We start from the raw sequence: 26,494 nt of genomic DNA, 5'->3' as shown, positions 1-26,494 counted from the left end.
AGGGACGGGGTGCGTTCCGCTCACGACGTTCCGAGCTCCTCGTCGAGGAAGTCGAAGATCTCGTCGTCGGTCGCCGACTCGAACTTGTCGGCGGCAGCGACCCCACCGTTCGTCGTCTGGGTCTGCTGGCCTGCGGTCAGCTTCGCCAGCACCTGCTGCAAGCGTGATGTGAGGCGTGTCCTGGCGGCTTCGTCCGCCACCACCTCGGCGAAGGAGTTCTCCAGCTTCTCCAGCTCCGACAGGACCGGCAGCACCACCGACGCTTCCGGCTCTTCCGCGACGAGTTCCTCCGCCAGATACCCGGCCAGCGCCTTGGACGTCGTGTAGTCGAACAGCAGGGTGGCGGGCAGCCGAAGGCCGGTCACCGTGCCCAGCTGGTTGCGCAGTCCGACCGCGGTCAGCGAGTCGAAGCCGAGCTCGAGGAATCCACGGTCCGGGACGATGGCGCGAGTGTTGTCGTGGCCCAGCGCCATGGCCGCGTGCTCGGTCACCAGTTCCAGGAGCGCCTGCTGCCGGGCGGCAGGCTTCATCGAGCCGATACGGCGACGCAGGTCGGCGGGGTCGGCGCCGGAACCGGCCGTGGATGTCCTCGCGGGGCCGCGCCGAGCCGTGGTCCGGATGATGCCCCGCAGCAGGGCCGGGATCGGTCCGTCCTGGGCTCGCCACGCCGAGGTGTTGAGCCGTGCCGGGACCAGGGTCGCCGTGTCGATGCCGCAAGCGGCGTCGAAGAGGGCCAGGGCCTCCTCGGAGCCCATCGGGGTCACGCCTTCCCGGGCGATGCGCCGCGTATCGGCCTCGTCCAGCTTGCCCGTCATGCCGCTGCGCTCCGCCCACAGCCCCCAGGCCTGTGACTGGACGGGAAGGCCCTCGGCCCGGCGGCGGTGTGCGAACGCGTCCAGGAAGGCGTTGGCGGCGGCGTAGTTGGCCTGGCCCGGGCCGCCGAGCGTCCCGGAGAGCGAGGAGAAGAGCACGAACGCGGACAGGTCGAGGCCGACGGTCAGCTCGTGCAGGTTGAGCACCGCGTCGACCTTGGGCCGCAGCACGCGGTCGAAGCGCTCGGGAGTGAGTGCCTCGACGACGCCGTCGTCCAGCACACCGGCGGTGTGAACCACGGCGGTGAGCGGGTGCTCGTCCGGCAGGGAGGCCAGGAGTCCGGCGAGGGCGTCGCGGTCGGCGGTGTCGCAGGCGGCGACCGTGGCCTGGGCGCCGAGGTCCACCAGCTCCGTGCGCAGTTCGGCCGCGCCGTCCGCGGCGAGACCGCGGCGGCTGGCCAGCACGAGGTTGCGCACACCGTGCTCGCTGACGAGGTGCCGGGCGACCAGGCCCCCGAGGCCGGAGGCCGCTCCGGTGACCAGGACGGTGCCCTGCGGGTCCCAGGTCATGCCGGGCGTGGCCGTGTCCTGCCCGGGCTCGTCGCCGCGCGCCGGGACCCGGGCCAGCCTGCCGGCCAGGACCGTACCGTCGCGGACCACGATCTGTGGTTCATCGGCGGTGAGCGCCACTGGGAGGATCCGGCGCGAGCCTTCCTGGCTGTCCAGGTCGGCCAGGACGAACCGGTCGGGGTTCTCGGACTGGGCCGAGCGCACCAGTCCCCAGACGGCCGCGGCGGCGGGGTCGGCCACATCGGTGTCGTCGCCCGCGGCGATGGCTCCCCGAGTGAGGAACACCAGTCGGGAGGCGCCGAAGCGGTCGTCGGCCAGCCAGCTCTTGAGCAGGTCGAGGGCGCGGTGGCCGGCTTCCCGTACCGCCCCCGCCAGATCCCGCGTCCGGCGGGTGCCGGACACGCTCGAGGCCAGGACGACGTCGGGAGCGGTGGCGCCCGCGTCGATGGCCTGGGCCAGGGCCGCGAGGTCCGGGTAGGTGTCCACGGTGCCATCGGCCGATCCGAGGACACCGCCCACCTCGGCCTGGTCGGATCCGACGAGCGCCCAGCGCCCGGCCGCCACTCCGTTCGGCTCCGGGGCGCGGGAGGTGTCCACGGGCACCCACTCGACCTGGTACAGCGACTCGTGCGGCTGAGCGGAGTTCACCTGCTCCGGGGCCACGGGTCGCAGCACGAGGGAGTCGACCGTGACGACGAGTGCGCCGGAGGTGTCGGTGGCGTGCAGGGAGACGGTGTCCCCGCCGGCGCTCGCAAGCCGTACGCGCAGCGCGGACGCGCCACCGGTGTGGAGGGTCACCCCGTTCCACGAGAAGGGGAGGGTGCTGCCGTCGGTACCGGTGGGGTTGAACGCGACGGTGTGCAGCGAGGCGTCGAGCAGCGCCGGGTGCAGGCCGTACCGCGCGGCCTCGGCCTCCTGCGTCTCGGGCAGGTCGATCTCGGCGAAGATCTCGTCACCACGGCGCCAGGCGGCTCGCAGCCCCTGGAAGGCCGGACCGTAGGCGAAGCCCACGTCGATGAAGCGGTCGTAGAGACCGTCCACGTCGATCGGCTTCGCGTCCGCGGGCGGCCACACGGCGAAGTCGGCGGCCACGGACTCCGGTGCCGTGGTGGACGGGTCCCTGGTGAGCAGGCCGGTCGTGTGGCGTGTCCAGGGGTCGTCCGGCTGGGCGTCCTCGGACCTGGAGTACAGGCTGAGCGCACGGGCCCCGGACTCGTCCGGCTCGCCCACGGTGAGCTGGATCTGGGCCGCGCCCCGTGCGGGCAGGACCAGCGGCGTCTCGATGGTCAGCTCGTCCAGCCGCTCGTAGCCCACCTGCTCCGCCGCGCGCAGGGCCACTTCCACGAAGGCCGCGCCCGGGAAGAGAACGGTCTCCGCGAATACGTGGTCGGCCAGCCACGGCTGAGTGGCGACGGACAGACGGCCGGTGAACAGGTGGGTGTCGGTGTCGGCCAGGGCGACGGCGGCACCGAGGAGCGGATGGTCGGGCGCGTCCAGCCCCGCCGAGGTCACATCCCCCTCGGCGGCCGGCGCCGTCTCGAGCCAGTAGCGCTGCCGCTGGAAGGCGTAGGTGGGCAGCTCCACCCGCTGGGCGCCACGCCCGGCGAACACCGCATCCCACTTCACCGTGGTGCCGTGGACGTGGAGTTCGGCCAGCGCCATGGTCAGCGACTGGATCTCGGGCCGGTCCTTGCGCAGCACGGACACGAGGGAGGGAGCGAGCCCGCCATCGGACTCCTCGGCCGTCAGGCAGTCCTGCGCCATCGCGGTGAGCACACCGTCGGGGCCCACCTCCACGAACGACGTCACGCCCAGCTTCTCCAGGGTCCGTACGCCGTCCGCGAACCGCACGGCCTCCCGCACATGGCGCACCCAGTACTCCGGCGAGCACACCTCATCGGTGTCCGCCGATGTGCCGGTGACGTTGGAGACCAGGGAGAGGGTCGGCGGAGCGAACGACAGGCCCTCGACGACCTTACGGAAGTCGCCGAGCACCCCGTCCATGCGCGGGGAGTGGAAGGCATGGCTGACGCGCAGACGACGCGTCTTACGGCCCGCTCGCTCCCACTGTCCGGCGATCTCCAGCACCGCGGCCTCATCGCCCGCGATGACCACGGCGGTCGGGCCGTTGATGGCGGCGATGCTCACCTCGGCCTCACGACCGGCCAACGACGCCGCGATCTCCTCCTCGGGCGCCTGGACGGCCACCATCGCGCCGCCCTCGGGCATGGACTGCATCAGTCGGCCTCGGGCGGCCACCAGGGTGCAGGCGTCCTCCAGCGAGAACACCCCGGCCACATGTGCGGCGGCGATCTCGCCGATGGAGTGGCCGATCAGCACATCCGGGGTGACGCCCCAGTGCTCCAGCAGGCGGAACAGCGCCACCTCGATGGCGAAGAGCGCGGGCTGGGTGAACGCCGTCTGGTTCAGCAGGTCGGCATCCGCGCTGCCTTCGGCCGCGAACATCACCTCGGTGAGCGGACGGTCGAGCAGCACATCGAGATGCGCGCACACCTCGTCCAGCGCCTGGGCGAACACCGGGAAGGCGCCGTACAGCTCCCGGCCCATGCCCAGGCGCTGCGCACCCTGGCCCGAGAACAGGAACGCCGTCTTGTGCTCGGCCCGCGCCACGCCCTGGATCAGCGTGGCCGCGTTCCCGCCCTCCGCCAGCGCGTCGAGTCCGGACCGGAACTGGGCCGGGTCCTCGGCGACCACAACCGCGCGGTAGGGCAGGGCGGAACGGGCCGTCGCCAGCGAATAGCCGAGGTCGACCACGTCATTGGCGTGCGCCGCCGTACCCACACCGTCGAACTCGCGCAGTCGCCCGGCCTGAGCCCTCAGCGCATCAGGGCTGCCGCCGGAGAGCAGCCAGGGAACCACCGCGGCCGCCGAGCTGATCACCTCGCCGCCCGTCTCCGGCGACGGGGACGCAAGGGCGTCAGCCGCCTCGATGATCGTGTGCGCGTTGGTACCGCTGATCCCGAAGGAGGACACGGCCGCCCGGCGCGGGCGGTCCGTCTCCGGCCACGGGGTCGGCTCGCGCAGCAGGGACACGGCGCCGCTGGTCCAGTCGACGTGCGGTGAGGGCTCGTCCGCGTGGAGCGTCTTGGGCAGCACGCCCTCACGCATGGCCATCACCATCTTGATGACACCGGCCACACCGGCGGCCGCCTGCGTGTGCCCGATGTTCGACTTGATGGACCCGAGCCACAGCGGCTCGTCCTCCGGCCGCCTCTGGCCGTAGGTGGCCATCAGCGCCTGCGCCTCGATCGGGTCACCGAGCGAGGTGCCCGTGCCGTGGGCTTCCACCGCGTCCACATCGGCGGTCGACAGGCCCGCGTTCACGAGGGCCTTGCCAATCACGCGCTGCTGCGCCGGGCCGTTGGGCGCCGTCAAACCGTTGGACGCACCGTCCTGGTTGATAGCCGAACCCCGGACGACGGCCAGCACCTGGTGGCCCTTGCGCCGTGCGTCCGACAGCCGCTCCACCACCAGCAGGCCCACGCCCTCGGACCAGCCCGTGCCATCCGCCTCGGCGGAGAACGCCTTGCACCGCCCATCTGGCGACAGCACGCGCTGGGCGCTGAACTCGACGAACGTGCCCGGCGTGGCCATGATCGTCACACCGCCGGCCAGCGCCATGTCGCACTCGCCCTGGCGCAGCGACTGGCACGCCAGGTGCAGGGCGACCAGCGACGACGAGCACGCGGTGTCCACCGTCATGGCCGGGCCTTCGAAGCCGAAGGTGTAGGAGAGGCGGCCGGAGGCGACGCTCGACGCGCTGCCGAGTCCGAGATAGCCCTGCACGCCGTCCGGCACGCTGATGGGCCGGCCGCTGTAGTCCTGATAGTTCGAGCCGATGAAGACGCCCGCCTGGCTGCCACGCAACGCCGCCGGGTCGATGCCGGCGCGCTCGAACGCCTCCCAGGCCGTCTCCAGCAGCAGCCGCTGCTGGGGGTCCATGGCCAGGGCCTCACGCCGCGAGATGCCGAAGAAGTCCGGGTCGAAGTCGGAGACGTTGTCGAGGAATCCGCCGGTGCGGGCGTAGGTCTTGCCCGGCCTGTCAGGGTCAGGGTCGTACAGCCCGTCGAGGTCCCAGCCACGGTCGTCGGGGAAGCCGGAGATCGTGTCGACTCCGGCGTTCACCACGTCCCACAGCTGCTCAGGGGTCCGCACACCGCCCGGGAACCGGCAGGTCATCGCCACGATCGCGATGGGCTCATCGAACGAGTCCGACCGGGTCGGCGACGTCTCGGTGGCGCCGCCTTCCTCGGTGCCGAACATCTCGCCGTTCAGGAACCGTGCCAGCACCGTGGGCGTGGGGTAGTCGAAGACCAGGCTGACCGGCAGCCGCAGCCCGGTCGCCGTGCCGATCCGGTTGCGCAGTTCGACGGCGGTCAGCGAGTCGAAGCCGAGGTCACGGAAGGCACGGTCCGACGCGACCGCGTCCGCGCTGTCGTGCGCGAGGACATCGGCGGCCTGGGCACGCACCAGGTCCCGCAGCGCCCCTTCGCGCTTCTCCCGGGGCATGGCTCCCAGCCGGTCGTGAAGTTCCGCCCGCCCGGGGGCGGCACTGCCCGCCGTGGGCTGCTGCCCCGTGATCATGCTCTGCGCGCTCCGCAGCTGGCGGAAGAGGGGGGTGTCGGCGGAGTCCGCTTCGATGCGTGCCCAGTCGATGTCCGCGACCGCGAGGAACGTCTCATCGTGGTCCAGGGCCTGCTGGAGCGCTGAAATCGCCAGCTCGGGAGGCATGGCCAGGATCCCCGATCGGCTCATCTGCTGGCCGACCTCATCCGTGACGAGGCCGCCTCCGGCCCAGGCGCCCCAGGCGATGGAAGTGGCCGGAAGCCCATCCGCGCGCCGCTGCAACGCCAGCGCGTCGAGGTAGGCGTTGCCCGCCGCGTAACTCCCCTGGCCCGGACCGCCCATCGTACCCGCCGCCGAGGAGAACAGCACAAACGCCGACAGATCCATCCCCGCGGTCAGCTCATGCAGATTCCGCGCCCCATCCACCTTCGGACGCAACACCGTAGCCGCCCGACGCACCGTCAGCGCTTCCACCACACCGTCGTCCAGCACACCCGCCGTATGCACCACAGCCGTCAGCGGGAACTCCCGCGGAATCGCCTCCAGCACCGCGGCCAGCGCCTCACGGTCCGCCGCGTCACACGCCGCCACCGTCACCCGCGCACCCAGCGCCTCCAGCTCCGCCGTCAACTCGGCGGCACCCTCGGCCTCCATACCACGACGGCTCGTCAGCACCAGATGCTCAGCACCCGTACGCGCCAGCCAACGGGCGACGTGACCACCCAGCGCACCCGTACCACCGGTCACCAGCACCGAACCACTCGGACGCCACCCAGCCGCGGTCGTAGCCTCGGGCACGGAAGCACGCACCAGCCGCTTCGCGAACACCCCCGAACCCCGCACCGCGAGCTGGTCCTCGGTATCCGAACCGGCCAGCACTCCGGCCAGACGGTCCAGCGCACGGTCGTTCAGCGTCTCGGGCAGGTCCACGACGCCGCCCCAGCGCTGGGGGTACTCCGCCTCCAGGATCCGGCCCAGGCCCCACACCATCGCCTGCGCCGGGCTCACCAGCCGGTCGGAGCGCCCCACCGACACCGCGCCCCGGGTCCCGCACCACAGCGGAGCCTCCACATCCGCATCGCCCAGCGCCTGAACCAGGCCCACCGTCGCTGCCAGGCCGGCCGGTACGACCTCGAAGGACTCATGCGCCGACTCGTCCAGCCCCAGCAGCGAGAGCACGCCCGCCACGGCCGACGGCTGCACCTCTACGCCATCGAGGGCCGTGCGCAGCCGCTCCGCAATCACCTCACGGCCATCCGCCGCCCCAACGACCACGCGCACCACATGCGCCCCGCGCCCGGCCAGCCCATCCAGCACAGTGGCGACCAGAGCATCGTCACCACGGGCTTCCGGAACGGCCACCAGCCAGGTGCCCGAGAGCGTGGTCTCGGACGCGGATGCCAGGGGCTTCCAGACCGACTGGTAGCGCCAACCGTCCACCGTGTTCTGCTCACGCCGTTGACGACGCCAGGACGACAGCGCCGGAAGCAGCGCCGTCAACGACGACTGCTGCGCGTCGTCCTCCACCTGCAACGTCTGCGCCAGCGCCTCCAGGTCCTCGCGTTCCACCGCCTCCCAGAAGCGCGCGTCCACCGCATCCACGCCCAGACCCTCACCGGCGGCCGCCGCATCGGCAGCCGAGGTGGCGTCCAGCCAGTACCGCTGGTGCTGGAAGGCGTAGGTGGGCAGGTCGACGGGGTGCGCACCGGTCCCGGCGAAGACCGTCCGCCAGTCGACGGCGATGCCGCCGACGTGGGCCTCGGCCAGGGAGGTCAGGAACCGCTCCAGGCCGCCTTCGTCACGGCGCAGCGAGCCGATGGCCGCCACGGGGGTGCCATGGTCATCGGCGGTCTGCTCGATGCCCACAGTCAGCACGGGATGCGCGCTGGCCTCCACGAACGTCTGGAAACCCTCGCCGAGGAGCACCCGTACCGTCTCGTCGAAACGCACGGTCCCGCGGAGATTGCGGTACCAGTAGTCGGCGGCCAGCTCCGTGGTGTCCAGCACACCGCCGGTCACCGTCGAGTAGAACGGCACCGAGGAGGACCGCGGAGCGATCCCGGCCAGAGTGCGCCGGATCTCCTCTTCCAGGCTCTCGACGTGGGCGGAGTGTGAAGCGTAGTCCACCGGGATACGGCGCGCCCTTATCTCCTCTGCCTCGCAGGCCGTCAGCAGTTCCTCCAGCGCATCGGCGTCACCGGAGACCACGACCGCCGAGGGCCCGTTCACCGCCGCCACCGACAACCGCTCACCCCACGCCGCCAGCCGCTCCCGCACCGAGTCCACGGGCAGCGACACCGACACCATGCCCCCGCGCCCCGACAGCACCGGCAGCGCCTTGCTGCGCAGCGCCACCACCTTCGCGGCATCCTCCAGCGACAACGCACCCGCCACACACGCCGCCGCGATCTCACCCTGCGAATGACCAATGACGGCAGCAGGCTCGACACCGTAGGAGCGCCACAGCTCCGCCAGCGACACCATCACCGCCCACAACACCGGCTGGACCACATCTACCCGCTGCAACGCCGCCGCAGCGCCCTCGCCGCCGCGCAACACCTCCACCAGCGACCAGTTCACATGCGGCTCCAGAGCCGCCGCGCACTCCTCGATCCGCCGGGCGAACACCGGCGAGGAATCCAGCAGCCCGGCCGCCATCCCCACCCACTGCGACCCCTGACCGGGAAAGACGAAGACAACTCCGGCGCTACGCCTGGCAACACCCTCGACCAGCCCCGAGGCACCCCGGCCCGCAAGCTGATCGACCAGGGCCCGTACCGCCTCCGCACGGTCCGGGGCCAGCACGACCGCACGATGGTCGAAGGCGGTCCGCGTAGTGGCGAGGGACAGCCCGATGTCCCCGGCCGCGACCTCCGGGTGCCGCTCCACGTGGTCCAGCAGCCGCCTGGCCTGGGCGCGCAGCCCCGCCTCGGACTTGCTCGACAGCGGCCAGGGGATAAGCGGCAGCGCCACCCGGGGCGCCTCCTCCGCCACGTCGGCACCGGACGCGGTGTCAATCGTGGTGGCGGACAGTGGCAGCGGTGCCTGCTCGATGATGGCGTGGGCGTTGGTGCCGCTGATGCCGAACGAGGACACACCGGCCCGGCGCGGCTCCTCCCTCTCGCGCCACGCGGTGGCCTCGGTGAGGAGTTCAACGGTGCCGGTCGACCAGTCCACGTGCGGGGACGGCTCGTCGATGTGCAGGGTGCGGGGCAACATCCCGTGCCGCATAGCCAGCACCATCTTCATCACACCCGCCACGCCGGCGGCCGCCTGCGTATGACCGATGTTCGACTTGACCGACCCCAGCAGCAGCGGATCATCCGCGGCGCGCTCACGGCCATAGGTGGCCAGCAACGCCTGCGCCTCGATCGGATCACCCAGCGACGTTCCCGTCCCATGCGCCTCCACCGCGTCGACCTGTCCGGCCGTGAGCCCGGCATTGGCCAGCGCCTGGCGGATCACCCGCTGCTGGGACGGCCCGTTGGGGGCGGACAGCGCACTGCTCGCACCGTCCTGGTTGGTCGCCGTGCCCCGGACGACGGCCAGCACGGGATGCCCGTTGCGCTGTGCGTCGGAGAGCCGCTCCAGGAACAGCATGCCCGCGCCCTCGGCCGGCCCGAAACCGTCGGCCGCCGCCGCGAAGGGCTTGCACCGTCCATCGGCTGCGAGCCCGCGCTGCCGGCTGAAGCCGATGAACGTGCCGGGCGTGGCCATGACGGTGACACCACCGGCCAGGGCCAGGGAGCACTCCCCCTGACGAAGGGCCTGTGCAGCCAGGTGCAGAGCTACCAGCGACGAGGAACACGCGGTGTCCACCGTGACCGCCGGGCCCTCCAATCCCATCGTGTAGGCCACACGCCCGGACAGCACGCTGATCGCACTGCCGGTCACCAGATAGCCCTCGACACCATCGGGAGCCTCATGCACCCGCGGACCGTAATCGGGAGCCACGGCCCCGACGAAGACACCGGACTGGCTGCCCCTGAGCGAGGCCGGATCGATACCCGCCTGCTCGATGGCCTCCCACGACGTCTCCAGCAGCAGCCGCTGCTGCGGATCCATCGCCAGCGCCTCACGCGGCGAAATACCGAAGAAATCGGCGTCGAAGTCCCCGAGGTCGTACAGGAACCCGCCCTCACGCGCGTAGGAAGTGCCTGGCCGGTCGGGATCCGTGTCGTAAAGCGAGTCGAGGTCCCAGCCGCGGTCCTCGGGGAATGGTGTGATGGCGTCCTCGGCGCCGCTCAGCAGCCGCCAGAACTCCTCGGGGCTGCGCACCCCGCCGGGGAAGCGGCAGCTCATCCCGACGATCGCGATCGGCTCGCGAGCCGCCGACTCCACATCCTGTAGGCGCTGCCGCGTCTGGTGCAGATCAGCCGTCACCCGCCGGAGGTAGCCGAGCAGCTTTTCTTGTTCCGACATCAGAACCTCTCGGGGTCGCGCTTCGGGAGCGGGGTGGTCGGCGGGCAGGTGGTGTGGCTACGTGGGTGCGCCGTGGTGGCGGCCGCTGGTCGGATCACGACGTCCCGAATTCCTCATCGATGAAGGCGAAGAGCTCGTCGGCCGCCGCTGTCTCCAGGTGCTCGGCGACACCGTCCGCGTCGCCGGAACCGTTGGCCGGTCCGCCGGCCGGGCCGTCCGGGGCCGGGCCGTCACGGTCACCGTCCCACTGGGACAGAAGGCGCTTCAACCTACCGGCCACCATCGCACGAGTGGCGTCGTCGGCCGAGGTGTCCGTGCCGAGCAGCGCGGCTTCCAGCCGGTCGAGTTCGGCGGCCACATCGGGCGCGTCGTCCGCCGCCACGGGGGCGATCTCCTCATACAGGTGTCCGGCCAGCGCGGCGGGGGTCGGGTAGTCGAAGATGAGGGTCGCGGGCAGCCGCAGCCCGGAGACCGCGTTCAGCCTGTTGCGCAACTCGACCGCGGTAAGCGAGTCGAAGCCCAGCTCCAGGAAGCCGCGATCGGTGACCACCGCCGACGCCGTCCCATGGCCGAGGACCGTGGCAGCGTGTTCCTGGACCAGACGCAGCAGCGTCCGCTGCCGCTCCCCCTGACCGAGCCCGGCCAGCCGCCGCGCCAGCGACGCCTCCTGCGAACCGGGGCCTTCCTGGGCCGAGGCGCGCCGGTGCGGGACAGACCGTCGTACGAGTCCGCTGAGCAGCCCGGGTACGGGCGTGGCGTCGGCGGTGGCTGCCAGGTTGCCGAGGTCGAGGTGTGCGGGCATCACCACGCCCTCGGCCAGCCGGCCGGCCATGTCGAACAGCCGCAGTCCCTCTTCGGAGGAGAACGGCACCAGCCCGCCGCGAGTCATTCGCGAGCGGTCCGTCTCGGCGAGGTGTCCGGTCATCCCGCTGCGCTCGGCCCACAGGCCCCAAGCGAGTGACACTCCGGGCAGGCCCATCGCCCGGCGCCGCTGGGCCAACCCGTCCAGGAACGTATTGGCGGCAGCGTAGTTGGCCTGCCCCGCCGACCCCAGGACACCGGCGGCCGAGGAGAACAGGGCGAACATGGCCACATCGAAACGACGCGTCAGCTCATGCAGATGCCACGCCCCATCGACCTTGGCGCGCAACACCGCGTCCAGCCGCTCCGGTGTCAGCGAGGTCACCGTGCCGTCGTCCAAGAGGCCCGCGGCATGCACCACACCGGTCAGGCCGTGTCCATCGGGCAGCCCCGCCAGCAGATCCGCCAGCGCGTCGCGGTCGGCGACATCGCAGGCGGCGACCGTGACCGAGACCCCTTGGGCCGTCAGCTCCGCTTCGAGCCCCGTCATGCTCTCGGCGGCGCGGCCACGACGGCTGACCAGCAGCAGCCGGCGTATGCCATGCTCCGCCACCAGATGCCGGGCGACCAGTCCGCCCAGGACACCTCCGGCGCCGGTGATCAGTACCGTCCCCTCCGGGTCCAGCGCGGCCGGAACGCTCAGCACCAGCTTGCCCACATGGCGCGCCTGGCTCATGAACCGGAACGCCTCGGGAGCCCTGCGCACATCCCACACCCGTGCGGGCAGCGGCTCCAGCTCACCACGTTCGAAGAGCGCCACGATCTCCGCGAGCATCTCCCCGATGCGCTCGGGGCCCGCCTCGGCCAGGTCGAACGCCCGGTACATCACGCCCGGATGCGCCGCGGCCACCTCATCGGCGGACCGCACATCCGTCTTGCCCATCTCGATGAAACGCCCGCCCTCACTCAGCAGCCGCAGCGACGCGTCCACGAACTCACCGGCCAGGGAGTCCAGGACGACATCCACACCACGACCGCCCGAGGCAGCCCGGAACCGCTCCTCGAACTCCAGCGTCCGCGACGACGCGATATGCGCCTCATCCAGCCCGAGACCACGCAGGACATCCCACTTGGCCTCGCTCGCGGTCGCGAACACCTCCACGCCCCAGGCCCGCGCCAACTGCACCGCAGCCATCCCCACACCACCGGCAGCCGAATGCACCAGCAGCGACTCACCGCGCCGCAGGCCCGCCAACTCCCGCAGTCCGTACAAAGCCGTTCCGAAGACGACGGGGATGGGCGCGGCCTCGGTGTAGGACCAGCCGTCCGGGATCCGCACCAGGCTGCGGCCGTCCGCCACGGTCAACGGCCCGAATCCGCCGTTCCACAGCCCCATGACCCGGTCGCCGACGGCGAAGGAGGTCACGCCGGGACCGGTGGCCAAGACCACACCGGCCCCCTCGCTCCCCATCATGGCCCCCGGATCCGGATACATGTTGAGGGAGATCAGGACATCGCGGAAGTTCATGCCCGCGGCGCGCACGGCGACCCGGACCTCGTGTTCGCCGAGCTCCCGGGTGGTGTCCGTAGCCGTGGCCAGGGTCAGCTCCAGCGTGCCCGCTCCGGACCCCTCCATCCGCCACGCCTCCATGCCATCGGGTGGCGTCAGCACGCCCATCGCGGCGCCGGGGGCCAGACGCGGCACCAATACTTCGGCGCCGCGCACCGCGAGCTGCTGTTCCCCGGTGGCCACCGCCTGGTGCACCACGGCGAGCGATGCCTCGGCGCCGTCCACGTCCAGCAGGACGAACCGGTCCGGATGCTCGGCCTGCGCCGACCGCACCAGCCCCCATACCGGGGCCGCCGCCAGGTCACGCGGGTCCGCACCGTCCTCGGTCGCCATCGCACCCCGGGTGACGAGCACCAGCCGCGCCCCGGCGAACCGGTCCTCCGCCAGCCATGCACGCACCATCTCCAGGGCCCGGTGGGCCACGGCCCTGGTCGCCGGTACGACGTCCTCGCCAGGTTCGGAGGCCACCGTGACGAACACCAGGTCCGGCATGGGAGCGCCCGATCCCACATGTGCCGCCAGAACGGCAAGGTCGGCATGTTCCTCCACCGACCCATCGGCCGTCTTCAACGCCCTGCCCAGGCCGAAGACGTCCGGTCCGGCCACGGCGCACCGGTCGGTGGCGGAGGTCGGGTCGGTGGCGGGCGCCACGACCCACTCCACCCGGTACAGCGACTCGCCGTCGTCGGCGGACGCCGCGAGCTGCGCTTCCGAGACCGGCCGGGTCACCAGCGCCTCCGCCGTGGCCACCGGCGTTCCGGCCGCGTCGGCCACCAGCACGGACATCCCTTCGGCGCCCGTGCGGGCCAGCCGCACCCGCAGGGAGGTCGCGCCGGTGGCATACAGCGACACACCGCTCCACACGAATGGCAGCTGGATCCCGCCCGTGCTCCCGTCCCCCTCCTCCCTCTCCGCGGCGACGCACACCAGCCAGGCGTGCAGCGCCGCATCGAGCAGCGCGGGGTGCAGCCCGAACCGGGCCGCCTCCGCCCGCGACTCCTCCGGCAGCGCCACCTCCGCGAAGACCTCGTCGCCCTTGCGCCACACGGCCCGCAGCCCTTGGAACACCGGTCCGTACGCCAGCCCGGTGGCCGCCACATCCTCGTAGAAGCCCGCGGTCCCGACCGCCTCCGCCCCCGCCGGCGGCCATGTCCCCAGGTCCACCGGGCCCCTCGTCCTGTCGGCGGCGGACGCCACGCCCAGCACGCCCTTCGCATGGCACGTCCACGACGCGTCCGGGCCACCCTCACGGCGGGAATACACGCTCAACTCCCGCTGCCCATCCTGCCCGGGCCCGCCCACGACCAACTGCGCCTGGACCGCCCCCTCATCGGGCAGCACCAAAGGCGCCTGCAGCGTCAGCTCCTCCAACCGATCGCAACCCACCGCGTCACCCGCCCGCGACGCCAACTCGACAAACGCCGTACCGGGCAGGATGACCCGGCCCAGCACCGCATGGTCGGCAAGCCAGGGATGCGTACGCAGCGACAGCCGACCGGTCAGCAGGAACCCATCGGAGTCAGGCAGCGGCACGGCAGCACCCAGCAACGGATGCCCCGCCGCGTCCAGCCCCACCGACGCCACATCACCAGCAGCGCCGATGGCGTCGGGCTCCAGCCAGAAGCGCGTGCGCTGGAAGGCATACGTCGGCAGATCCACCTGCTTCGCACCCGTCCCGGCGAACACCCCCGGCCAGTCGACGGACACACCGCCCACATACGCCTGGGCCACGGACGTCAGAAATCGGTCCAGGCCGCCTTCCTCACGGCGCAGCGAACCCACGGCGGTGACGTGAGTGGCGTGGTCCTCGGCCGTCTGCTCCACCCCCATGGTGAGCACCGGATGGGCACTGGCCTCGATGAACACCTGGAAACCGTCGGCCAGCAGAACACGGACGGTTTCGTCAAAACGGACCGTCTGACGCAGATTCCGGTACCAGTACGCGGCGTCCAGAGCGACCGTATCCAGCACCCCGCCGGTCACCGTCGAATAGAACGGCACCGACGACGAGCGCGGGGCGATCCCCGCGAGGATCTGCTGAAGCTCGTCCTCGATGGCCTCGACGTGAGCGCAGTGGGAGGCGTAATCCACCGGCACACGCCGCGCCCGGATCCCCTCGCCCTCGCACACCGCCAGCAGCTCATCCAACGCGTCGGCGTCACCGGAGACCACGACCGCCGAGGGCCCGTTCACCGCCGCCACCGACAGCCGCTCACCCCACGCCCCGAGCCGCTCCCGAACCTCCTCCAGCGGCAACGACACCGACACCATCCCGCCACGCCCCGACAACGCCCGCAGCGCCTTGCTCCGCAGCGCCACCACCTTCGCGGCGTCCTCCAGCGACAGCGCACCCGCCACACACGCCGCCGCGATCTCACCCTGCGAATGACCAATGACAGCCGCGGGCTCCACCCCATACGAACGCCACATCTCAGCCAACGACACCATCACCGCCCACAACACGGGCTGCACCACATCCACCCGCTCCAACGCCTCCGCGGCACCCTCGCCACCCCGCAGCACATCCGCGAGCGGCCAGTCCACGAACGGCGCCAGCGCGGCCGCGCACTCACCGATCCGCTCCGCGAACACCGGCGAAGACTCCAGCAACTCCGCCGCCATCCCCACCCACTGCGACCCCTGACCAGGGAAGACAAGCACTGCCTGGTCCCGGGCCGCCGCCATCCCCCGTACCACACCAGGCGACACATTCCCCTCGGCCAACGCGCCCAGGCCGTTGAGGAGGCCGTCCCCGTCGCCCGCCAGCACCACCGCGCGGTGTTCGAACACACTGCGCGTCGTCGCCAACGACAGCCCGACATCGGCGGGCGAAACCTCGCCGTGCTCGCGCACATGCGCCAGCAGCCGCTCCGCCTGCGCCTCCACCGCGGTCTCCGACCGTCCGGAGATCACCCACGGCGTGATCTTCGGCAGTTCCCCGGCCGGGGCGTCGTCATCGGCGGCAAGGCTGGGAGCGTCGTCGAGCGGGGCCTGTTCCAGCACTGCGTGGGCATTGCTGCCACTCATCCCGAAGGAGGAGACCGCCGCGCGCCGCGGCCGCCCCGTCTCCGGCCAGGGCATATCGTCCGTCAGCAGGCGCACTCCACCCGCGGACCAGTCCACATGCGCCGACGGCTCATCGATGTGCAGCGACTTCGGCAGCGCGCCATGCCGCATCGCCATCACCATCTTGATGACACCAGCCACACCGGCCGCCGCCTGCGCATGGCCGATGTTCGACTTCACCGAGCCGAGCCACACTGTCTGGTCCGCGGGCCGGTCCTGGCCGTAGGTGGCCAGCAGAGCCTGCGCCTCAATGGGATCGCCCAGCTGGGTGCCGGTGCCATGTGCCTCGACCGCGTCCACCTCGGCCGCCGACAGCCCGGCGTTCGCCAGCGCCGCGCGGATCACCCGCTGCTGAGACGGGCCGTTCGGGGCGGTCAGGCCGTTGGACGCACCATCCTGGTTGGTCGCCGAACCCCGGACGAGGGCCAGCACCTCGTGCCCATTGCGTCTCGCGTCCGACAGCCGCTCCACGAGCAGCAGCCCGACGCCCTCGGCGAATCCGAAACCGTCGGCGCGATTGCTGAACGCCTTGCACTTGCCATCCGCGGACAGCGCGCGCTGACGGCTGAAATCCACCAGCGCGACCGGTGTGGACATCACCGTCGCACCACCGGTCAGCGCCATGTCGCACTCGCCCTGGCGCAGCGCCTGGACCGCCAGATGCAGGGCGACCAGCGACGACGAGCACGCGGTGTCCACCGTCACAGCAGGCCCCTCAAGGCCGAAAGTGTAGGAGATCCGGCCCGAGGCGACGCTGGCCGCGCTGCCCATGCCCAGGTAGCCCTCAAAACCTTCGGGGGCGTTCCCTTCCAGACGGCTGCCGTAGTCGTTGTACATCACGCCGACGAAGACGCCGGTCCGGCTTCCCTTCGCCGTCTCGGGAGCGATGCCGGCCCGCTCGAACGCCTCCCACGACGTCTCCAGCAGCAGCCGCTGCTGCGGATCCATCGACAGCGCCTCACGCGGCGAGATCCCGAAGAACTCCGGGTCGAATTCATCCGCCTCGTAGAGGAAGCCACCGTTGCGGACGTAGTACGTGCCCTCACGCGAGGGGTCCGGGTCGTACGTGGACTCGAGGTCCCAGCCACGGTTGGACGGGAGCGACGACGTGGCATCGGTGCCCGCCATCACCAGCTGCCACAGCTCCTCGGGCGTCCGCACCGCACCGGGGAAGCGGCAACTCATGGCCACGATCGCGATCGGCTCGTCGTCCTTGCGCCACGCGGCCCCGTAGGACCCGCCCGCCGGTGCCGCGATGGCGCTGCCCTGGGAGCCGAGGATCTCCGAGCGCAGATGGCCCGCCAGTACCGTCGGGTTCGGGTAGTCGAAAACGAGTGTCGCCGGGAGGCGCAGACCCGTTTCCGCGCTCAGACGGGCCCGCAAGTCCACGGCGGTGAGCGAGTCGAAGCCCAGGTCCTTGAAGGGGCGTCCCACCTCCACAGCGTCCGACTTGGCGTGTCCCAAGACGGCGGCCACGTGGACACGGATCAGCTCTTCGAGCAGGAACTGTTCCTGATCCGCCTCGGACATGCTGACCAGTCGCCGCCGTAGGCGGGCGGCAACCTCATCCGCGTCCGCCTCTCCGGCGCCCGCGACACGCCGGACGGGCATCCCCGGCACGACGTTACGGAAGAGGGCGGGGAGCTCGGCGCCCTGCGCGCGCAGCGCCGGGATATCCAGCCGGAAGAGTACGGGCACCACCACGTCCGAGACCAGAGCGGCGTCGAACAGCTCAAGCCCCTCGTCCGTGGCCAGCGGCATCACACCCGAGCGGGATATCCGCCGGATGTCATCCTCGCCGAGGTGTCCGGTCATACCGCTGGCCTCGGCCCACAGACCCCACGCCATCGACACACCCGGCAACCCCCGGGTCCGGCGCCAGGACGCCAGGCCGTCCAGGAACACATTCGCCGCCGCGTAGTTGCTCTGCCCCGCGCCACCCAGCACACCAGTGGCCGACGAGAACAACACAAACGCCGACAGGTCCATCCCCGCGGTCAGCTCATGCAGATTCCACGCCGCGTCCACCTTCGCCCGCAACACCGACTCAACCCGCTCACGGGTCAGCGACGTCAGCAACCCATCATCGAGCACACCCGCCGCATGCACCACACCACTCAGACCAAAGCCCTCCGGCAACCCCGACAACACCCCGGCCAGAGCCTCCCGGTCCGCGGCATCACACGCCGCGATCACGACCTCGGCGCCGACGGCCTCCAACCCGGCCCGCAACTCCGCCGCACCCTCAGCCTCCGCACCACGACGAGACAGCAACACCAGCTTCTTGACGTCATGCCCGGTCACCAGACGCCGGGCCACCAAGCCTCCCAGCACACCCGTGCCACCAGTCACGAGCACCGCGCCGGAACCGAACACCTCCGACTCCGGAGCTTCACCCGAAGGCAGTGACCGGCCCAGACGCGGCACCCGCACCGCACCCGACCGCACCACCACCTGCTCCTCGCCCAACGCCAGCGCCCCGGGAAGAACATCGCCGAGGCCGTCCAGGTCATCGGTGTCCACCAAGACCAGACGCCCGGGATTCTCCGACTGCGCGGACCGCACCAGGCCCCACACCGCGGCCCCCGCCAAATCCCTTACGCCATCGCCCGTATCGACAGCGCCCCGGGTCACCACCACCAACCGCTCACCGGCGAGATCGTCGTCCGCCACCCACGCCTGGACCCGCTCCAAGACCTCAAGGACCCGGCCATACACCTCACCCACCACATCCGCACCACCGGAGACGACCCGCATGACCTCAGTCCGCGGCGCCACCTCACCCGCCACCACAGCCCCGGGCGCGCCCACCCACTCCACCCGGAACAGCGCATCCCACGCCACCCCACCCACAGCGTTCAGCTGATCCGCATCAACCGGACGCAACACCAGCGACTCGACCGACGCCACCCCACGCCCCGACTCATCCCCCACCAGCACCGACACCGCGTCCGACCCGGCACCCGCCGACGCCAGCCGCACCCGCAGCGATGTCGCACCCACCGCCTCCAGAGCAAACCCACGCCACGAGAACGGCAGCAGACTCCCCGAACCACCCGCCAGGCCCTCGCTCACACCCATCGCGTGCAACGCCGAGTCGAACAACGCCGGATGCAGACCGAACTGGCCCGCCCGCTCCCGCTCTCCCTCCGGGAGCTCGACCTCCGCGAACACCTCACCATCACGTCGCCACGCACGCTTCAACCCCTGGAAAACCGGCCCATACTCCAGCCCGTCCTCCGCCGCGCGCGCATACTCACCCGACACATCAACCGACTCAGCCCCCACCGGAGGCCACACACCAAAGTCGAACCGCGCCGCGGAGAGGGGCGCGGCCGAACCCAGCACACCATGGGCATGCCGCGTCCACGCGGCACCTTCGCCCTCCGCTTCCTCCCGCGAGAACACACTCACCTCGCGGTAGCCGGAAGCGTCCGTCTCCCCCACCTCAACCTGAAGTTGTACGCCACCCGTCGCAGGCACGATCAGCGGCGCTTCCAGGATGAGTTCCTCGACCCGGCCACAGCCGACCTGGTCGCCCGCCCGTGCCACCAGCTCCACGAACGCCGTCCCGGGCAACAACACCACCCCGTGGACGGCGTGATCCGCCAGCCACCCATGCGTGGCCAGCGACAGCCGCCCGCTCAGCAGCATTCCGCCACCACTGGCCAACGACACCACCGCACCCAGCAACGGATGCCCCAGCGAGCCCAACCCCACCGAACCCACATCGCCCACACCCGCGGGCCCATCAAGCCAGAAGCGCTCCCGCTGGAAGGCGTAGGTGGGCAAATCAACGTGGCGGGCGCCGTGGCCCGCGAACACCTTCCGCCAGTCAACGCCGACCCCGCTGACATACAGCTCGGCGGCCGAGGTCAGGAACCGCTCAGGCCCGCCTTCATCCCGTCGCAGCGTGCCGACGACCACCACCTGCGCCTCGGCGGCCTCCACGGTCTGCTGCAACGGCAGCATCAGTACCGGATGCGGGCTCGCCTCGATGAACACGGTGTGACCCGCATCGAGCAGCGTCCGAGTCGTGGACTCCAGCTCGACCGTCTGCCGCAGATTCCGGTACCAGTACTCGGCGTCCAAACCAGCCGTATCCACCAGTTCGCCGGAGACCGTCGAGTAGAACGGCACCTCGGAGGAACGCGGCGCGATGTCCGCCAGAACCTTCAGCAGCTCCTCGCGAATCGCCTCCACATGCGCCGAGTGCGAGGCATAGTCCACCGGAACCCGGCGGACGCGGATCTCCTCACCCTCAAGCTGCGCGACCATCTCATCCAGCGCACCCGGATCACCGGAAACCACCACCGAACCGGGGCCGTTGACAGCGGCGACCGAGATCGCACCATCCCACGCGGCGATACGCTCCTTGACCTGGTCGACCGGCAACCCGACCGACACCATGCCACCACGACCCGCAAGACCCACCGCGATCGCCTGCGACCGCAAGGCCACCACCTTCGCGGCGTCCTCCAGCGAGAGCGCACCCGCGACGCAGGCCGCGGCGATCTCACCCTGACTGTGACCCATCACCGCATCCGGCTCCACACCCACCGAACGCCACAACTTCGCCAACGACACCATCACCGCGAAAAGAACAGGCTGCACCACATCCACCCGGTCAAAACCGGGAGCACCCTCAATCCCACGCAGCACATCCGTCAACGACCAGTCCACATGAGCCGACAGAGCCGACTCACACTCACCGATCGCCTCCGCGAACACCGGCGAGGACTCCAGCAACTCCACCGCCATGCCCACCCACTGCGCACCCTGCCCCGGGAACACAAACACCGAACGACCAGGTGTTTCGGCGTCCTTTCCCCAGACCACACCGGGGAGCCTCGCCCCCTCGGCCACCGCCTCCAGGCGCTCGAGGAGTTCCTCACGGCTGGTCCCGGTCACCACGGCGCGCTGCCCGAACGCGAACCTGGTCGTCACCAGGGAGAGAGCCACATCGGCGGCGCCCAGCTCCGGACGGGCCGCCACGAACTCCCGCAGCCGCCCGGCCTGCGCCCGCAACGCGGTATCGCTCTGACCCGACACCGCCCACGCCACCGGACCCGCGACCCCCGCGACACCACCGTCAGCAGGCTCCTCCGCGGTCTCGGCCTCGGTCTCGACCTCCGGAGCCTGCTCAAGGATCACATGCGCGTTCGTCCCGCTCACACCGAACGAGGACACGCCAACCCTGCGCGGCTCGCCCGTCTCCGGCCACGCCCGCGCCTCGGTCAACAGCTCGATCTGGCCCTCGGACCAGTCCACGTGGCTCGACGGAGCGTCGACATGCAGCGTCTTCGGCAGCACGCCATGCCGCATCGCCATCACCATCTTGATGACGCCGGCCACACCGGCAGCGGCCTGCGTATGACCGAGGTTCGACTTCAGCGAGCCCAACCACAACGGCCGCCCCTCCGGCCGGTCCTGCCCATACGTCGCCAGCAGCGCCTGCGCCTCGATCGGGTCGCCCAGCGTGGTACCCGTACCGTGCGCCTCGACCACGTCGACCTGACCAGCGGTCAGCTCGCAGTTTTCGAGGGCCTGCCGGATCACACGGCGCTGTGACGGGCCGTTGGGAGCCGTCAGACCGTTGCTCGCGCCATCCTGGTTCACGGCGGAGCCGCGCACCACCGCCAGTATCTGGTGCCCGTTGCGCCGGGCATCGGACAGCCGCTCCACCAACAGCACACCGATGCCCTCGGACCATGTGGTGCCGTCGGCTCCGTCGGCGAACGCCTTGCACCGGCCGTCGGTGGCCAGTCCGCGCTGCCGGCTGAAGGTGACAAAGCCCTCGGGACTCACCATGACCGTCGCACCGCCGACCAGCGCCATGGAACACTCGCCCTGGCGCAGCGACTGAGCGGCCAGATGCAGGGCGACCAGCGCCGATGAGCACGCGGTGTCCACGGTCAGCGCGGGGCCTTCGAAGCCGAAGGTGTAGGAGACACGGCCCGAGGCGATGCTGGTGGTGGCGCTGTTGTGGAGGTACGGCTCGATCTCGTCCGGGATCTGCGCGGCCTCGGATGCGTAAGTGGTGTGCATGGCACCGGTGAAGACGCCTGTCTGGCTGCCACGCAGTGACGCGGGGTCGATGCCCGCCCGCTCCAACACCTCCCACGACGTCTCCAGCAGCAGCCGCTGCTGGGGATCCATGGCCAGGGCCTCACGAGGCGAGATGCCGAAGAACGCGGAGTCGAATTGGTCCGCGTCGTGGAGGAAACCGCCTTCGCGAACGTAACTGGTACCCGGATGCTCCGGGTCCGGATTGTAGAGCCCCTCCACGTCCCAGCCACGGTTTGTCGGGAAGGGCGAGATCGCGTCCGATCCGTCGGCGACCAGCTGCCACAGCGCTTCCGGAGAATTCACTCCACCCGGAAATCGGCAGGCCATACCGATGATCGCAATGGGCTCGGTGGCCGAACTGGTCAGCTGGCGGTTCTGATGCCGGAGCCGCTCGATTTCCTTGAACGACTTGCGCAGCGCTTCAACGGCCTTGTTCTGGTTGGATGCAGCAGGCATCAAAAACTCCACACTAAACACGTCGTTCGCTGGAAGAGCGCAACGGCCCTGAAAGTAATGAAAACACGGTTCGCCAGACAGACACCGACCACGCTAGCTCCGCTGCCATAAGGGAAACCCTAGAAACCCACTCAGGCGTGGTCGACACCCCGGGGCGTGTTCCCGGGTTTTGGTTTCAGCAGCGTTTCACCGGCCGTGTGACTCTTGCCACTCTGCGTTTCTCCGGCGCTATTCATGCCCCCGAAATTTCATGCGCTGTTTTCACACGCCAGGGTCTTCTTCGACGCGGATCGCGCCGGTCGGGCAGCGAGATACAACCTCGCGCAGAACGTCCAGCCGTCCGGTGTCGGGCTGCGCGTCGAGCAGAACGACGGAGCCGTCCTCGTCGCTCTGGTCGAACAGGTCAGGCGCGATCAGCGCGCACTGGCCGGCCGAACAGCACACCTCACGGTCGGCGGTGATCCTCATCCGGTCTCAGTCCTACCTTGTTGTTCGGGATGTCGAGCCGGCCACTCGCGGAGTGGCCGGCTCAGGAATCGAATCCGGGCTAGTTCAGTCGTCCCAGGTGACGGGAAGCGACTTGGGGCCGTAGTGCACGAACTCCTCGCGCATCGGGACCTCGTCGGCCGGTACGGCCAGCCGCAGCGTGGGAAACCTGTCGAACAGGGCCTCGTAACCGACGCGCAGGATCGTACGGGCGAGATGCTGGCCGAGACACTGGTGAACACCGTGGCCGAGCGCCAGGTGCCCGTGATCCGTACGGGCGATGTCGAGCTGGTCAGGGTTGCTGTAGCGCTCGGGGTCGCGGTTGACCGCGGGGAGCGCGACGGTGACCACTTCGCCCTTCTTGATGGTCTGTCCGGCGAACTCGACATCTTCGAGTGCCCACCGGCTGGCCCCGAGATGGGAGATGGTGAGGAAGCGGAGAAGCTCCTCGACGGCCTTCGCCATGAGCTCCGGGTCCTCACGGAGCTTGGCCAGTTGATCGGGGTGCTCGAGCAGGGTGAAGACGCCCATGGCGAGCATGTTGCCCGTGGTGTCGAAGGCCCCGGTGATCAGCGTGGCGACCATGCCCATGAGCTCCTGCTCATTGAGCTGCCCGCCACGGATCAGATCGCCGAGGAGGTCGTCCCGGGGGTCGTCCATCCTGGTCGGCACGAAGCGGGACAGGAAGCCGCCCATCCCGGATGCGGCGGCGAGTCCCTCGGGGATGGTGCAGGTGAGCCGACCGAGCGCGTCCACATGCCGCTGGAGGATCTTTCGCTCCGATTCGGGGACGCCGATCATCTCACACATCACCCGGGCGGAAACGGATTCAGCGAAGACCTCCACGAGATCAGCACCCGGTCCGGCCTTTTCCAGATCGTCGAGTTGTTCATGTACAATTCGCTCGATCATGGGGGCGAGTTGACGCGTACGCCGGACAGTGAAAAAGCCGGTGATCAGCTTACGGTAGTGGCTGTGATTCGGGTCGTCCGTCTTCGCGAAGGCGCCGGGGTCGGCCGGGCCGGTGTACACCAGCTCCGTGGGGACAGGCGAGATTATCCCTTCCTGGCGGGCGCTGAAGCTCTTGTGAGTGAGCAGTTCCTTGGCCTCGGCATGCCGTGTGACCAGCCATCCGGGCACCCCGCCCGAATAACTCATGCGCGTTATACTCTCCTGCTCACGCAGGGGGGTGTAGCCGTCCGGCGGATTGAAGGGGCAGCTCCGCTTGGTGGGCAGTGACACAGGTGGGCGCGGGGCGTCGACCAAGACTCCTCCATCGATTTCACATCCATGTATCGAGGTCGTCGGCGGCTACACCGGCTGGCTCGATGTCGATGCTAGCTTCGTCGTCGACCCGACAACGCACCGAAAGGCCCCCGCAGACAACGTCTGCAAATTTCCTTAGACAAAGGCGGAAGCTGTTGACCCCGTCCGGGTCGGCGAACTCACCGCGCCGGCCGCCACGTCTGAGCGTGCGGCCCGACCGCCCACCACCCCTCTTCCCCGGGTGTGCTCGGTCCAACCACAACCGGCCCGGGTCGAATGTCAGCCATCCCTCCTAAGGCGATTGTCTTAATAAGACGACCGCTTTACGGTGATCGCAGGTCCCCGACACCGGAGGAGTCCCCCCATGACGGAAGCCATCCCCGACTACCCCTTCGAGCAGCCGAACGCGCTGGAGCCCCCGCGGGAGTGGGCCGAGACGCGGGCCACCTGCCCCGTCGCGCACGTACGGATGCCCAGTGGGGACGTGGTCGGCCTGCTGACCGGGTACGAGGAGGTCCGTGGGCTGCTGACCGACCCGCGGTTCAGCCGCAATCTGGACCGCAAGGGCGCCGCGCGCATGGCGACCACCGAGGACGGGGGGACGTTCAGCCGGCCCTCCCAGGGCGACGCGGACATCAAGGAGGGCCCGGGACACCGGAGGTGGCGACGGCTGCTCAGCCGAGCGTTCACGGTCAAGAAGATGGAAGCGTGGCGCCCGCGTATCCAGGAGATGGCGGATGAGTTGGTGGACGCCATGGTGGCCAAGGGGTCCCCCGCCGATCTCCGCGCGGCGGTGGCCCTCCCCCTTCCCGTGCGGGTCATCTGCGCACTGCTGGGCGCGCCGAGCGAGGACCAGGACACGTTCGCCCGCTGGTCGGAGACGCTGCTCACGTTGACGCGTTACACCCAGGCCGAAGTGGACGACGCGCAGGCGGAGTTCCGTGCCTACGCATCCGATCTCGTCGAGCGCAAGCGGGCGCGGCCGGGGGATGACCTGCTCAGTGAGCTGACCCAGATCACCGACAGCGAGGACGGCCGGCTCAGCCACGACGAACTCATCGCCACCGTGGTCGGTCTCCTGCTCGCGGGGCACGAGACCACCTCGAACATGATCCTCAAGATGACGGCGATGCTGCTGTCGGAACGGGAGCGCTACGAAACCCTGCTCGCCGATCCCGGGCTGGTACCGGGAGTGGTGGAGGAGGCCCTGCGGCTGGACCCCCTCGGCGGGGTGGGCATCCCCCGGTTCATCACCGAGGACACGGAGGTCAGCGGGGTGCCGGTCGGCGCCGGGAGCACCCTGTTCGTCAATCTGCACGCCGCCAACCGGGACGAGCGCAAGTTCCCCGACCCCGACCGGTTCGATCCGCGCCGGGAGAACAGCGCCCAGCACGTCGCCTTCGGCGCCGGACCGCATTTCTGCGTCGGCCAGACGCTGGCCCGGGTGGAACTCCAGGTGTGCCTGGCCACCTTCGTCAGGCACCTGCCCGAACTGCGGCTGCGGGACGCCCCGGAAGACCTCCGTATGCGCGAGGGGATCTCGGCGGGCGGCTTCGAGGACCTGTGGGTCACCTGGTGACGGTCCGCGGCGGCGCGGTGGGCGAGCGGCGCCGTGCGTACGGCCGGGGCATGCCTGACCGGTGCCGTTAGCCTGACGTAATGACTCCTCCCGGCCCGGCTGCCCCGCCGTCTCCACGCTCCGCGCTCGCGCGGGACAAGCTGATGCGCACCGCCGAACGGCTCTACGCCGAGCGCGGGTTCGCCAACGTATCGGTCAGGCAGATCAGCGAGGCGGCCGGCCAGCGCAACAACTCGGCGGTGCAGTACCACTTCGAGAGCCGGGACAAGCTCATCGAGACGATCCTGTCGAGCCACACCCGACTCGTCGAGAAACACCGCATCGTGAGGGTGGAGGCGCTGCGCGAGCGGGAGACCGTGTCCCTGGAGGAGCACTACGGCTGCCTGATCCTGCCGAACGTCGAGAACCACATCGAAGCGGGCACTCCCACCTGGTGTGCCCGCTTCCTCGCGCAGGCCCTCGTCGAGCCCGCGCTGCGCGACTACGTCCTTCAGGACCATCTGGACACGCCGTCGCTCCGCCTGCTGGACGAGATAGGTGCCATCCGCCGGGACGGCATCCGCCCCGAACTCCGCGCCCGGCACGGCACCATGGTGCGCCAACTCTCCGTGCACGCCTTCGCCGAGCTGGAGTACGACCTGGCGAACGGCCGCATCGACCCCGCCACGGCGGAGGAATCCTGGCGGGTGCTCGGCCAGGATCTGATCAAGGCGCTGTGCGGACTCACCAACGGCCTGCTCGGACCCCTGTGACCGCGGGGCTTCCCCACGCTCATGGAGACGGCGTGAAGACACGGGGGTGACGGCCGCG

6 protein-coding genes are annotated in these 26,494 nt (G+C 70.3%); 2 read left to right on the top strand and 4 right to left on the bottom strand.

Going from position 1 to position 26,494, the window contains the following annotated elements; all coding sequences use genetic code 11:
* Positions 1-20: 20 nt before the first annotated feature.
* The 4 genes from STRVI_RS19055 to STRVI_RS19040 form a co-directional block, all read right to left on the bottom strand.
* Positions 21-10,394, bottom strand: coding sequence for a type I polyketide synthase (locus STRVI_RS19055; protein ID WP_435532618.1), 10,374 nt, complete (start codon positions 10,392-10,394; stop codon positions 21-23).
* Between the two features lie 91 nt (positions 10,395-10,485).
* Entirely contained in the window at positions 10,486-22,353 is an 11,868-nt protein-coding gene (locus STRVI_RS19050) for a type I polyketide synthase (protein WP_014057309.1), read from the bottom strand.
* A gap of 261 nt (positions 22,354-22,614) precedes the next feature.
* Complete coding sequence (locus tag STRVI_RS19045; protein ID WP_014057308.1) at positions 22,615-22,821, bottom strand: ferredoxin; 207 nt, start codon at positions 22,819-22,821, stop codon at positions 22,615-22,617.
* Positions 22,822-22,905: 84 nt separating this feature from the next.
* Entirely contained in the window at positions 22,906-23,997 is a 1,092-nt protein-coding gene (locus STRVI_RS19040; protein WP_106685686.1) for a cytochrome P450, read from the bottom strand.
* Positions 23,998-24,469: 472 nt separating this feature from the next.
* Between STRVI_RS19040 and STRVI_RS19035 the strand changes: the two genes are divergently transcribed.
* On the top strand, positions 24,470-25,684 hold the full coding sequence (locus STRVI_RS19035; protein WP_014057306.1) for a cytochrome P450: 1,215 nt from the start codon (positions 24,470-24,472) through the stop codon (positions 25,682-25,684).
* Between the two features lie 80 nt (positions 25,685-25,764).
* Positions 25,765-26,436 (top strand): TetR/AcrR family transcriptional regulator, encoded by a 672-nt coding sequence (locus tag STRVI_RS19030; RefSeq protein WP_043236121.1) that lies wholly within the window; start codon positions 25,765-25,767, stop codon positions 26,434-26,436.
* Positions 26,437-26,494: the final 58 nt, after the last annotated feature.

Origin of the sequence: Streptomyces violaceusniger Tu 4113 (genome assembly GCF_000147815.2) — a bacterium.
GTDB lineage: Bacteria > Actinomycetota > Actinomycetes > Streptomycetales > Streptomycetaceae > Streptomyces > Streptomyces violaceusniger_A.
This window is presented reverse-complemented; position numbering and strand designations above follow the sequence as displayed.